An 11,847-nucleotide genomic window follows, 5' to 3' on the forward strand; every position below is an offset into this window, starting at 1 on the left:
AATTAGGTCTATAATTCTTGATTTTTTTTACCTTACGTCGCTGTTCTTTGCATAACATCAATCGGAAAGGTTTTGCTTAACTGCAGATTAATAGGGAATCGTGTGCAAATCACGAGCTGTCGCGCAACTGTAAGTAACAAACAAGGTTTTCATCAGGCATATCCACTGTTCTAATATGAATAGGAAGGGTGATGAGAACTGTTACAAGCCAGGAGACCTGCCTGTTCCGAATGGACGATGCTTTCGCGGTCTGAAGCTTTTGGTCTGAAAGGTGGTTGTTTCCTATGGGACATTTCCCTGTGTGAGCCGTGTGGCCCTGCCTTTTCCTATTTTCCCAAGATCTTCTCTCCAGCGGCATTGCGTTAATAAGTCGGCCGGCAACTGTAAATAAACTTTTGGACCCTTTGGTCAAAAAAAACGTTTGAAATGAGCTTTAAAAGAGAAAAATTGGAACTACCGAATGGCGGAAAAAAACTGCTGCTGCATTCCTGCTGCGCACCCTGTTCGGGAGAGGTGATGGAGGCCATCATTGCATCCGAAATAGATTTCAGTATCTTCTTCCACAATCCCAACATCCACCCAAAAAAAGAGTACGAACTGCGCAAGCAAGAGAATATCCGCTTTGCGAAGAAGCACAATATCCCCTTCATCGATGCGGACTATGACGTGGACAACTGGTTTGAAAGAGCAAAGGGGATGGACATGGAACCTGAACGCGGGATACGCTGCACGATGTGCTTTGACATGCGCTTTGAGCGCACGGCCCTTTACGCCTTTGAAAACGGCTTTGATGTGATCTCAAGTTCGCTGGGCATATCGCGCTGGAAAAACATGGAGCAGATCAACGGTTCGGGCATCAGGGCGGCAGGCCACTATGAAGGTATCACTTATTGGACCTATAACTGGCGCAAGGCAGGGGGATCCTTACGCATGCTGGAAATCAGCAAGGCTGAGGAATTCTATATGCAGGAATACTGCGGATGTGCGTATTCGCTCAGGGACACCAACAAATGGAGGTTGGAGAACGGAAGGGAAAAGATAAAGCTGGGCGAAAAATACTATGGTAGAGACTAGCGTCTGTGCCGTCCAAAAGGAGGATGTCCGCGAAAAACTGGCAAGCTTTGGTCAGGACAATCCGAAGCTGCCCCCTATTTTCCATTTGGAGCGGATGGATTATTTTTCATCCCTTGTGGCTGATATTGCCAATTCCTTTGTCGGCATTTTTGAAATCGGGCGCAGTACCCCCCCCTGGAAGAAGGGAAGCCCGGACATTGCCGGCTTTGATCCCCTTGCCCTTGCTTTTGCCCACAACCTTCGCAGGGATACTGGAGAAGCTTGTTGGCTGCTATTCCTATCAAGCTATTTCGGAAGGCATCCGAAGCATCACTGGGACCTTCTGGAAAAGGTCTATCTCGGTCCTGGAATGGGCGACGGATGGACATGGGAAAATGCCAGTGCGGATCCTGTTGCCTTTGCAGGTTGGCTAGTGGAAAATCAGCCTGAACTATCGCGGCATGGGAACATGGGCAGGGCACACAAATACGTTTCCTTTGGAAGCTATAAAGCGATGAAAACGGCCGGCGATATCCAGACCTATATCTCTTGGGTAATAAATGCGGGAGGCCACCGGGAACTTTTCCCTGCAAGTGCACTATCAGAAGGCGGATCACCTTCACATATTTTTGATAGGCTGTACGCCGCCATGAACATGCAGCTGCGCTGTAAAAAGGCCATTACCTTTAATTACCTCTCGCTTTTGGGCATACTTGGACTGGCAGGGATAGAGCCGGCAAGGCCATACCTCAGCGACCATCTCCCTTCAAAGCTGGGTGCAAATTGGCTGTTCGGTGGGAACGCTGTACCAAAGCGCCGGGCAAATGAACTCGAACCGATCGTAACGACTCTTGCCCACTACCTGGAACTACCTTTCATCATTCCTGTGCTCCACCAGGCCTTCGCACAGATTGCCGCGGGTAGTCATGCTGAGGCTATTCAGCGGTTCAGGTGGCGACACAACAGATGACCATCAAAAAACAGATGATGAACATAGCAGAAAAAACTGAACAGTCCGAAACCCATGTGTTCAAAGTGGTGTTTCCCGAGACCACCAACCACCACAACACGATGTTCGGCGGAAGGGTTTTGATGATGATGACCGAAACCGCTTTCATCACAGCAACACGTTTCAGCAGGCGTAATTTTGTACTGGTGAGCAGCGGAAAGATCGATTTTGCAAAACCCATTCCGGCCGGCACGCTCGTAGAGCTGGTAGGCAGGGTTACCCGTGTGGGCCATACCAGCCTGGAGGTGACCGTTTCGGTATACCTGGAAAAGATGGGAGAAGAATACCGTGAAAAGGTGGTGAGCGGGGCCTTTACGCTGGTGGCCATCGGAAGCGACGGCCGCCCCGTGGCGGTTATATACTGATGTTGTGCGTGTTCTTGATCTCGGCCATGACGAAGGTACTGTGCGTACTTCCGATACTATCTACTGAGCCGAGCTTGTTGAAAACGAAATCCTGATAATGCTTCATGTCCCTGGCATAGACCTTCAGAATGAAATCGTAGTCGCCGGAGATGTTGTAGCATTCCACCACCTCATCGATTTTCAGGATGTCGCTCACAAAATTGTGGCCGATCTTTTTGTCATGCTGCTTGAGCCGGATGTTGCAGAAAACGATAAACCCGTGATCAAACTTCTCTGCGTCAAGGATAGCGATGTATTTTTTGATGTACCCACTGTTCTCCAGCCTTCTTACTCGCTCGAATACGGGCGAGGCGGAAAGGTTGACCAGTTTGGCCAGTTCCTTGGTCGTATGTTTTGAGTTGGCTGCCAGCAGTTTCAGCAGGGCGAGGTCGATTTCATCGAGGTTGTTCATGGGTTAATTTTTCTTTGGCCATCCAAAGATATAGGTTAAAATCAGAAAAATATATCGAAAATATGGATATTTTCAGATGCATCAACTGATAATAAACTGATGGAAAGTCATATCAACTTTACCAGCTAACATAAAGCGATCTCGTTTATTTGATGAATACATTCATATATTTCATCAGAATAACCCGATCCGTAATTTATGCTTCCGCTGCATGCGTTTTAAAAGATATTTTATACAAACTGGAAAAATATCCCGATTGAATTGAACCACTTGCCCTACAGACCATTTCACATTTCTTTATTATTCTGCTCAATAAGGTTTGCCACATTTGAATTAAAGGTTTTTAGGTTTGCTCCGAGGCCGACAAAAAATTCCAGATCGGCAGTTTCTACACTGATAATGGCTTTTTGCAGGATCGTCTCCCCGGTAGCCGTAAGTCTTATTGTTTTAGCCCTGGTATCCGTAGGGTGCCCGTGTCGGGTAATAAATTTTTTATCTTCCAGGGTTCTCAATACTTTAGATACCATCATCCTGTCAGCATTACTCTGGTTGGCAATATCAATTTGCGTGACTGTACTGCTTTCTCCCGAAAGCCAGGCTAATGCACAGAGTAAGGCAAACTGCGTGTGCGTCAGATCTAGAGGATCTAACAAACGCTTTAACTTCCTTTGCCACAACATGGTCAGCTGACCAAGAAGGTAACCCGGACTGTCTTCAGGCTTTTTAAAATGAAATTCAATTTTTTTGCTCATCGTCTGTTTGTTGCATCTGTGAAGAAACCAGGTCAAAATCATTCCGTTTTATCTCGAACTTACTATTTGGCTTTAAAAATTATTCAGTTGGTTTTCTCCAAAAAATTGCTAAAAACCTGTTTTTATTTTGCGTTCAGGAAAGTAAGTTTATAACCGTCAAGATCCTTAACATGGAAAGCCCTGCCAAAGGGTGTTTCTATAATCGGTCCGGCTGTTGTAATGCCATTAACAGTAAATTCCTCTTTCAGTGCGTCTACATGTTTATCAACGGCAAACCACAGCGCAACGCCGGTGCCTAACTCTTTTCCTTCAAGAGGCTCAAGCGGGGTGCGGATAGCAAAACTGGCCTCTCCCTGATTATATTTGAAAACGCAGGCCTGCGGGTTCGTTTCACCAATTTCAAAGCCTAGTTTTTTTTCATAGAAGTCTTTTGATGCCTCTAAATTTTTTACCTGTAGTGATGCAAATGTCAGTAGTCTCATGATACATATATTTAATTGTTGTCACAAATATAGTAATCACGACAACAACACACAAATATTCTATAAATTATCTGATATTTACCTTAATCGGTATGCCGATCAGAAACTTAATACTATGTAAGAAATATTGAATTAGCGGAATACTTTTGCTTTATTACAAATGGCAATGTCATCTTCGGTAAATTCACAAAAGATTTTATTTTTCCTTAGAGATGCCGAGTTTTATATAGCTATCCGTTGACCATTTTATCTTAAGGGGTTCTCCCGCATCATGAATGTTTTCCTGGCTTACGACCTTACCGCTTCCATAGTTAATTTCCGCAAACGGGTTTTTATTGATATTAAGTGCAACAACCAAACGACTGCCCTTAGCCAGCTTTTTGCTAAAAACCCTTGAACGGCTAAAGGGTATCTGTTCGAGCTTGCCTGGAACGAGCAGTTTACGTTTACTCCTATCCTGCGCATAGCTTGCCCGGCCGAGGTAGTAAGAAAGCTGAAAGTAATCTCCCGATGATGTGAGTTCATATAAAATCAATCCCACATCCATGTCTTTTTTATTGATGATGGCCTGGAGTTGCCCCTCAAAGTTTCCGCTAACCGTTACCGCCTGCTCAAAGGGCTTGCTAAAGAAAAACAATCCGTTGCTGCGGTCAAGCTCCTTTTTTATAATGGGATCAGGGTAATAGTCATTGTAGTAACTCTTTCTGTCAGCTAAATCAACCACCTGCTTATTGTAATTTACCTTTTTGGGCTTTATCCCGGACAGTAAGAAATCTTTTCCAACAGGATTGGTCAGGTAAAACTTCACCTCCCTGCTTTCCATACGTGCAAGTGAGGATGCGTGCCTCCACCGGTTTGTACCCATGGTCTGATAATTTACCCGGTCCCGGATCAGCTCCGGCCTTGGTCCGCCTTTTAAGATGTAATCGAACCACTTAAAGGTAATCTCCCTGGTATTGATCAGTGACACCGGATCGACCTTGTAGCCCCGCAGGATAGGCGTTCCTCCCTTCTGTGCACCGAAATGGTCGTAAGGGCCAATGATTAAATAATGCTGCGCGTGGGAATTGTAGCGGTAATGTTCCTTGAAGTATTCCATTGCGGATACTTGCCCGTCGTCGTAATAACCCGTGATGCTGAGTACAGGGATATTAATTTTAGAAAAGTCACTTTTATAGGGTACCATCGCCTGCCAATAGCCATCATAATCGGGGTGGCTTAGCCATTTTTGCAAAAATGGGTTTGGCTGGCCGTCTATGCTGTCAATTCGGTTATAGGCCGCTCCGCTAAGCCACCATTTCTCTCTCATATTTCGCCAACGCTGGCGGTCTTCATTCACCGCGTCATCGGTAAACCGGTTTCCTGTAACATAAAAAGCCCACTGGTAATTTGCCGTCTGAAAGATATTATTTTCCATTGGCAACCCAAGTCCGGGTATGGCGGCCACATAGGGGACAATGGTTTTCAGTGCCGGGTGCAAATGCTTGGTTGCTGCCCACTGCGCAAAACCCGAATAACTTCCACCATACATCCCGACCCTTCCATCGCTCCAGGGTTGTTGGATGATCCAGTCAATTACGGTGTTTACATCCTCCACTTCATGCGCATAAGGTTCTATTTTATCCTGACTAAGCCGTTTACCACGGGTATCGGCAACAATACCAACATAGCCGCGATCGGCCGCATCCATCGCCTCAGAAAGGCTTCGCTTTATATTGGTATAAATGAAAAACAATAAAGCGGCCGGAAGCTTTGCCGGATTGCTTTTCTTTCTGACCACTACAGCGGAAAGCGTAATACCTTGTTTTGAGGTAATCAGCACATCTTTATCGATAAGGTAAGCACTGGTGTCTACCTGAGCCACAGTATTTTGGGCATTCGCTCGGAAGCTGTAAAAAAAGCACAGCAAGCCTATACCAATAATTTTTAGTTTCATTTTTTTATCTGTTATATGAATTTATTTTGAAAGCAGTTGCCTGAGTTTCGGGGCTTGCCTGGTGGAAACAAATACCAGCTCACCTGAAAGGAGCTTTACAAATAGTCCACTTTCGTTGTTATCGATTTTATCTATATAGTTTCTGTTGATAATCTGGGAGCGGCTTGTTCTGAAGAATACATCGCCGGGCAATTTTTGCTCGAGTTGGTTGAGTGAGGTTTTATGCAGTACAACCTGTTTATTGAAAAAGATCCTGGCATAATTATCCATTGATTCTACGAGGTGGATGTCCACGAGTTTGATCAGGTGGTATCGCCCGGAATCTTTGACGAAGAGCCTTTGCTCAACTCCAGGTCCGCGTACTTTGAGCAGGTCAATTGCCTTTCTCAGCCGCTCCTCCCGTATTGGTTTCATCAAATAATCCACAGCGCTCACTTCAAAAGCCTTTAGCGCATAGGTATCGTATGCCGTGACGAAGATTACGGAGGGAACGCTCGTTAAAGATTCCAGTAAATCAAAACCCGTGCGTTCCGGCATCTGTACGTCGAGAAAAATTAACTGAGGATCTAACCTGCGGATCAACTCCTCCGCTTGATCCGCGTTGGCCGCCTGTCCGACAAGCTCAATGTGATCAAATGCGCTAAGCAAAGCACTGAGCTCGTCTCTGGCAGGTTTTTCATCATCAACAATTAAAGTTCTGATCTTGTTCATATAAGGGTAACTTCAGCTTTGCCTGCGCATATGCGCCAGGATTTATGTTTATTTCAAATGATGCTTTTTCATGATAAGCCACTTTCAGCCGCTCCCGCAGGTTTTTCAGGCCTAGTCCGGAGGTACTCTCTTTTTGTTGCAGCGGAACCGGGTTTTCTACCTTTATTTCCAGGAAGTTTCCCAGGTCGCGAATTAAAATGGAAATTTTCCCGCCCTGGTTCAGTTGCGAAATACCATGTTTCACCGCATTTTCAACCAAAGTCTGAAGACTAAGGCGCGGAATGAGGCGGGTCAGGGCAACCGGACTTACTTCGATTTCAAAACTTAACCTTTCCTGCATCCTCAGGGTTTCAAGTTCCAGATAATCCCTTACCAGGTCCAGTTCCCGATCCAGCCGACAAAAGCCTCCCGAATGTTCATAGAGGCTATTGCCCAGCAATTCACTCAGTAAATCTACTGCACGGCGGGCAAGCTTTGGAGAAGTGCTGATGAGGGATTTAATGGTATTGAGGGAATTGAAGAGGAAATGTGGATTGAGCTGTGCGGTAAGCTGGCTAAACTGGGCCTGTTTTGTAGCGAGTTTCAAAAGGATATTTTCGCGGGCAATGCGGATTTCACGCTTAGCATAATAATACAGGTGAAAAGCGAGTATCCAGATGGCCATCAGGCGAATACCTGCCATAAAAATCCCTATTCCTGTCGGGCCTGTCAAAGTCTTTAGATCGGGAAAGGTGCCTATCGAAAATACAATCCTGATGCCGTACACTTTTAGGGTTGTTACCAGCGTATATACAATCGCCATAACCAGGATTGCGGGAATAATCCGCTTAAATAAATCCGTCAGATTTAAATCCTGCCAGTGGTTTTTCAGTGCAAAAATCCGGTACAGATGGGTGATGAAAATATAAAGCACCACATCGCTAAAAAACTGAACCAGGCCGATGCTGATTTTAAATTGTCCTCCGATAAGCCCTAAAATGCTCCAGTATAAAGAGGCGAGTGACCAGCCGATGAGCTGACACTTCCAATACAGGGATAAGGTTGTTTTTCTTCTGAATTTCATCTGTGCGCTAAAGGACCTTCTGCAAATGAACGCAAAGAGAATCTTTTAAAAAAGAAAAAATACAGGAACGTCGTGATTTTGGGGATTAGCGCCAAGTGTACTATAACCTGTGGTGATGTTAATGCAGGGAATAGGTTCGAATCGTCTAATTCAGGTATATGTAGATGTACCAATAATATATTTAGGAAAATATTATACATCTTTTTACAGGAAGGAAATAGTAACGGAACCCTGTCGAAGTGGCTACCTTACGTTGCCTTGTTCACGAAGGGTTCTTTAATTGTGGTTATTCTGAGACAACAATTAACAGTGGTTGTTCTGTAATGCAAATTATCAAAAACTCATCATCAAAAATTAAAATTTCGATTTGAATAATGAAATGAGTTTATGATAATCACCTAAAAAAAATATTCCAGAGTTAATGTGGATAGGTTTGATTTTTACATCGCACTGGTATTTGATCCAGTTTAATTATTGAGAAACGAATAATAATAGATACATCAAGAAATAAATACTACTCATTACAGCTTCTATTATTTTGTACGATACTAAAAAACATTGATGTCATTGGCAATTATTATACTTCTAACTGATAAATTCTGGATTCTTCCTCCCATGGGTGATATCCTTGTCCAATATACTTAAATCCATATTTCTCGTAATAACCGATGTGATCTGTGCATAAATTGAGGTGCTTAAATCCAGCAGCTTTAGTGTCTGCTTTCGCTTTATCAATCAATAATGCTCCATAAGCATTCCCTCTATTTTTTTCTTCTATAAATATCGCGCAAATCCAAGGATATAAATCCATTCTGCTAATAAAGTCGTTTGTTATTAATCCCGCGCAGCCAATTATTTCTCCACCTTTTTCTAATAAGTACCATTGAGGTAAAAACTGGTTTGCGCTTAAACAATTTGATATACAATTTTCATAAATAATAGGCGAAATATCCGGCCAACTTTCTTGTAAATATTTTATTGTGATCTCTTTATATTCTGGGTTATGTCTGACTGATAGTATTCTCATTTCTAATTGGCTATTCATTATCTATTTCTAGAAAAATTAAGAGATGTTGTTTAGTAAAGGACAAATTTTATATGTGCTACGAGCAAAATTAGAAAATTCTTCCATATTCCCTTTTTACTTAAAACGGTGGAATAACGATAATGATTACAACATCAAGTCTAGCTTTACCAGGATCGCCTTATGTGGTTTGTTTTCCTCCAGTTCCCAGCTACAAACTGTAGCTCCATCAACGCTGAGGATTTTTCCTAGTTGTTTTTGGCTAAGCCCATTAATATATCTATGTGCTTTTAACTTCCCTGAAAGAGTTGTCAAATCAACATTGAATGGCAAGTATCCCAAAAAATTACTAATACGGGGATAATATTGAATCTGAGGCGTATTCCTGTTTTTTTCCCAATTTGTAATACAATCTTCACTAACTCCACAAATCTTTGCCACGTCCTTCTGAAGTAGATCTAATTCCATTCTTTTCTTTCTTATATGATCACCTATCGATACGGGACTTTCAGGATAGGAAATAGGCATTGGTTTTCCGGTTTGGCATTCAAAACGCAAACAAGGCAACGCAGGAATGTCAAAGTGGCTACGTTAGATCATGAAGTTATAATATTGAAAAGTTGAGATAATTAAGAAATCAATTTATAGATAATCAGATATCACCCTTAACCTTCATAATCCCTTAATGTTAAATACTTCTATTATAATACCGAAAATCAGCGTTCTTATCTCCTACTGGTTAAGAATTACAGTTTTGATTAAATAAATATATTCACACCAGGAACATGTCTGCTTGCAGTAAACCTAAACAGGTTGCTCACCAATCAATTTTTTGTGGCTTGTGCCCCAAGCTTCTAATTCCATGATAACTGACTTCAATCCGTATCCAATTTCTGTCAGCTCATATTCTACACGTGGCGGTACTTCTGCATAAACAGTCCGGCTGATTATTTTATGCTCTTCGAGTTTACGCAGCTGCAAGGTCAACATCCTTTCCGTAATACCAGGTAATTTCTTTTTTAGTTCGCCAAATCTAAGTTTACCACTTAATAACCACGAACATATTACCAATGTCCATTGTCCGCCGATGATATTTGAGGCATATGCTTCCGAACATTCATCGCTCAGCGCAAGCTTATTTGAAAAGTTGGTTGATGATTGCTTGATCTCAGTCATTACTTACATTATTTATAGTACCTAACAATTAGCGTGCAATATACAAAAGTTTAGATACAACCTTAACTTTGTCTTAGATATCGTAATCATTGAAATATGAAAACTTTAATCTGGTTGAGTTGTGACCGACTTCACACTTAAAATAAATGTACAGTTATATAGTTAAAAATTTTTAATATGAAATTACAGATAAAACGAGTCTTAATTGTAGGTGGTTATGGAATGGTTGGAAGTAACATCGCCCGACTAATCAGACAAGCTGATAAGCATATCGAACTTGTTCTTGCAGGTAGGAATCCGCAAAACGGAATATCCTTAGCGGAGGAATTAAATCATTCAGAAACAGCCTATATCAATCTCGAAGAAGGCTTCGACCTAAGTGAATTTAAGAGAATGGACCTGATTATATCAGCGGTGGATGATCACAGTAATATACTAAGAGAAACTGCTATCTCAAATGGCATTGCTTGTATTGCTGTAAGCGAATTAGCAGATCAAATTTCTCCCACAGCATTTTTGGCCCTTCACAAAACGATTGATGCGCCTGTTGTATACGCTGGTCATTGGCAAGCAGGAATATTAACACTTGTTGTTAAGCAACTGGCGAATCAATTCAGCCAGATAGAAACCATCGAACTTGCAGGATTATATGACCCAAAAGATAGCGTAGGGCCACTGGTTGCAAACGAAGTTAGTGGTTTTGTTGGTGAGGCACTAATTCGCAAGGGAGGAAATTGGTTATCGTTACCAGCAAAAGAAAACCCGAGGACAATTGATTTGCACAACCATTCATCGGCAATAGGTTACCCACTCAGCACGCTGGATGTCCCAAGTATAGCTGCTTTTACGAGTGCGAAAAATATTCGTTTCGACTTTATTACAGGGGAATCTATAGGGACTAGCAGAGGCCTGGAAGCTTCCCATGAATTATATATTACTATTGAAGGCACCCTCCTATCCGGCGAAAAAAGAAAACTCAGCACGATCGTATCCGGCCCAAAAGGAAATTCCCATCTCACCGCTGTTGGCGTATACCTGATTGCAGAAAAAATATTAGGCCTGAATGGACAGCCTGAACATCAGACTGGAGGTTTATACCTTCCAGAAACGATTATCCCAAGTCATCATATCAGCAACCGCTTAAAAGACTTCGGCATCGAAATCATGGAGGAAACCCTGGAAAGTTTGTAGAACTTAATCATTAAAATAATAACGTGAAAAAACTAATATTGACAACATCCGTCTTACTGTCAGTTGGTATCGAAATCATAGCACAACCGGTAAGTTACCTTCCTAATCAAAACACATTTCAGCCTATTATAAATCCTCCATATACAAGCACACCAGATTCAAGCATTACTGAATCGATTCACATTCAAAAACAAATAAAAATGAAAAACGCAACGATATTACACCAAGCCAACGAATTTGTTAAAAAGGGAAACTATGAAAGCTTTCTGGCCTATTGCACAGAGGATACCAAATGGGTTTTTGTCGGCGAACGTATCCTTGAGGGTAGAGATAAAGTACGCGCATATATGAAAGAATTCTATTTGGAACCACCCGTATTTACCGTCGAAAAAACCATTGAGGATGGCAGCTATGTAACCGTGACAGGTGTAATCACCCTGAAGGCTATAAATGGAACCTATAACCACTATGATTACTGCGACATCTGGCGATTCGAAAATGGAAAAATTGCAGAATTGAAAGCTTTTGTCATAGAAAAGAAACCGTAGATGTAATTCTTTTCACATGTTTCGTTAACTGTCATCTAAACGAACCTGAGATGCTAATGCATTATTGAAAAAATAGATAAATTAGC

General features: G+C 42.3%; 14 protein-coding genes and 1 riboswitch. Of the genes, 5 read left to right on the forward strand and 9 right to left on the reverse strand.

What is annotated here, in order from left to right; genetic code table 11:
- Positions 1-50 precede the first annotated feature (50 nt).
- Positions 51-240, forward strand: a riboswitch (cobalamin riboswitch).
- A 186-nt stretch (positions 241-426) separates the two neighbouring features.
- The 3 genes from OQX64_RS12950 (at position 427) to OQX64_RS12960 (ending at position 2,427) form a co-directional block, all read left to right on the forward strand.
- A complete protein-coding gene (locus tag OQX64_RS12950) occupies positions 427-1,074 on the forward strand; it encodes an epoxyqueuosine reductase QueH (protein ID WP_265819092.1) in 648 nt (215 codons plus the stop codon).
- 94 nt (positions 1,075-1,168) lie between these two features.
- Positions 1,169-2,023, forward strand: coding sequence for a hypothetical protein (locus OQX64_RS12955; RefSeq protein WP_265819621.1), 855 nt, complete (start codon positions 1,169-1,171; stop codon positions 2,021-2,023).
- Between the two features lie 101 nt (positions 2,024-2,124).
- Positions 2,125-2,427, forward strand: a complete 303-nt coding sequence (locus OQX64_RS12960) for an acyl-CoA thioesterase (protein ID WP_322974957.1) — start codon at positions 2,125-2,127, stop codon at positions 2,425-2,427.
- Here the strand turns inward: OQX64_RS12960 and OQX64_RS12965 are convergent.
- The 9 genes from OQX64_RS12965 to OQX64_RS13005 form a co-directional block, all read right to left on the reverse strand.
- Positions 2,417-2,878, reverse strand: coding sequence for an Lrp/AsnC family transcriptional regulator (locus OQX64_RS12965; protein ID WP_088299571.1), 462 nt, complete (start codon positions 2,876-2,878; stop codon positions 2,417-2,419). The genes OQX64_RS12960 and OQX64_RS12965 overlap by 11 nt on opposite strands.
- 287 nt (positions 2,879-3,165) lie before the next feature.
- Positions 3,166-3,630: a MarR family winged helix-turn-helix transcriptional regulator gene (locus OQX64_RS12970; protein ID WP_265819093.1), complete on the reverse strand. Its 465-nt coding sequence runs from the start codon at positions 3,628-3,630 to the stop codon at positions 3,166-3,168.
- Between the two features lie 122 nt (positions 3,631-3,752).
- Entirely contained in the window at positions 3,753-4,112 is a 360-nt protein-coding gene (locus OQX64_RS12975; RefSeq protein ID WP_265819094.1) for a VOC family protein, read from the reverse strand.
- A 196-nt stretch (positions 4,113-4,308) separates the two neighbouring features.
- A complete protein-coding gene (locus OQX64_RS12980) occupies positions 4,309-6,048 on the reverse strand; it encodes a CocE/NonD family hydrolase (RefSeq protein WP_265819095.1) in 1,740 nt (579 codons plus the stop codon).
- A gap of 21 nt (positions 6,049-6,069) precedes the next feature.
- Positions 6,070-6,759 carry a LytR/AlgR family response regulator transcription factor gene (locus tag OQX64_RS12985; protein ID WP_265819096.1) on the reverse strand — a complete coding sequence of 230 codons (690 nt, stop codon included), beginning with the start codon at positions 6,757-6,759 and terminating at the stop codon, positions 6,070-6,072.
- On the reverse strand, positions 6,731-7,822 hold the full coding sequence (locus OQX64_RS12990; RefSeq protein ID WP_265819097.1) for a sensor histidine kinase: 1,092 nt from the start codon (positions 7,820-7,822) through the stop codon (positions 6,731-6,733). The genes OQX64_RS12985 and OQX64_RS12990 overlap by 29 nt, the downstream gene beginning before the upstream one ends.
- Before the next feature lie 577 nt (positions 7,823-8,399).
- Positions 8,400-8,867: a GNAT family N-acetyltransferase gene (locus OQX64_RS12995; RefSeq protein WP_265819098.1), complete on the reverse strand. Its 468-nt coding sequence runs from the start codon at positions 8,865-8,867 to the stop codon at positions 8,400-8,402.
- A gap of 126 nt (positions 8,868-8,993) precedes the next feature.
- Positions 8,994-9,374: a helix-turn-helix domain-containing protein gene (locus OQX64_RS13000; protein WP_265819099.1), complete on the reverse strand. Its 381-nt coding sequence runs from the start codon at positions 9,372-9,374 to the stop codon at positions 8,994-8,996.
- A gap of 276 nt (positions 9,375-9,650) precedes the next feature.
- A complete protein-coding gene (locus OQX64_RS13005; RefSeq protein ID WP_088299578.1) occupies positions 9,651-10,022 on the reverse strand; it encodes a winged helix-turn-helix transcriptional regulator in 372 nt (123 codons plus the stop codon).
- Positions 10,023-10,199: 177 nt separating this feature from the next.
- Here OQX64_RS13005 and OQX64_RS13010 point away from each other — a divergent pair, with 177 nt between their 5' ends.
- Both OQX64_RS13010 and OQX64_RS13015 read left to right on the forward strand, forming a co-directional pair.
- A complete protein-coding gene (locus OQX64_RS13010; protein ID WP_265819101.1) occupies positions 10,200-11,213 on the forward strand; it encodes a hypothetical protein in 1,014 nt (337 codons plus the stop codon).
- A gap of 200 nt (positions 11,214-11,413) precedes the next feature.
- Positions 11,414-11,761 (forward strand): nuclear transport factor 2 family protein, encoded by a 348-nt coding sequence (locus tag OQX64_RS13015; RefSeq protein ID WP_265819103.1) that lies wholly within the window; start codon positions 11,414-11,416, stop codon positions 11,759-11,761.
- Positions 11,762-11,847 lie beyond the last annotated feature (86 nt).

Origin of the sequence: Pedobacter sp. GR22-10 (assembly GCF_026239715.1) — a bacterium.
GTDB lineage: Bacteria > Bacteroidota > Bacteroidia > Sphingobacteriales > Sphingobacteriaceae > Pedobacter.

Coding starts and splice junctions, on each gene's coding strand:
- OQX64_RS13010 (WP_265819101.1), top strand. CDS start 10,200: ATGAAATTACAGATAAAACGAGTCTTAATTGTAGGTGGTTATGGAATG.
- OQX64_RS12965 (WP_088299571.1), bottom strand. CDS start 2,878: ATGAACAACCTCGATGAAATCGACCTCGCCCTGCTGAAACTGCTGGCA.
- OQX64_RS12985 (WP_265819096.1), bottom strand. CDS start 6,759: ATGAACAAGATCAGAACTTTAATTGTTGATGATGAAAAACCTGCCAGA.
- OQX64_RS12995 (WP_265819098.1), bottom strand. CDS start 8,867: ATGAATAGCCAATTAGAAATGAGAATACTATCAGTCAGACATAACCCA.
- OQX64_RS12975 (WP_265819094.1), bottom strand. CDS start 4,112: ATGAGACTACTGACATTTGCATCACTACAGGTAAAAAATTTAGAGGCA.
- OQX64_RS13005 (WP_088299578.1), bottom strand. CDS start 10,022: ATGACTGAGATCAAGCAATCATCAACCAACTTTTCAAATAAGCTTGCG.
- OQX64_RS12950 (WP_265819092.1), top strand. CDS start 427: ATGAGCTTTAAAAGAGAAAAATTGGAACTACCGAATGGCGGAAAAAAA.
- OQX64_RS12990 (WP_265819097.1), bottom strand. CDS start 7,822: ATGAAATTCAGAAGAAAAACAACCTTATCCCTGTATTGGAAGTGTCAG.
- OQX64_RS12970 (WP_265819093.1), bottom strand. CDS start 3,630: ATGAGCAAAAAAATTGAATTTCATTTTAAAAAGCCTGAAGACAGTCCG.
- OQX64_RS13015 (WP_265819103.1), top strand. CDS start 11,414: ATGAAAAACGCAACGATATTACACCAAGCCAACGAATTTGTTAAAAAG.
- OQX64_RS12960 (WP_322974957.1), top strand. CDS start 2,125: ATGTTCGGCGGAAGGGTTTTGATGATGATGACCGAAACCGCTTTCATC.
- OQX64_RS12980 (WP_265819095.1), bottom strand. CDS start 6,048: ATGAAACTAAAAATTATTGGTATAGGCTTGCTGTGCTTTTTTTACAGC.
- OQX64_RS13000 (WP_265819099.1), bottom strand. CDS start 9,374: ATGCCTATTTCCTATCCTGAAAGTCCCGTATCGATAGGTGATCATATA.
- OQX64_RS12955 (WP_265819621.1), top strand. CDS start 1,169: ATGGATTATTTTTCATCCCTTGTGGCTGATATTGCCAATTCCTTTGTC.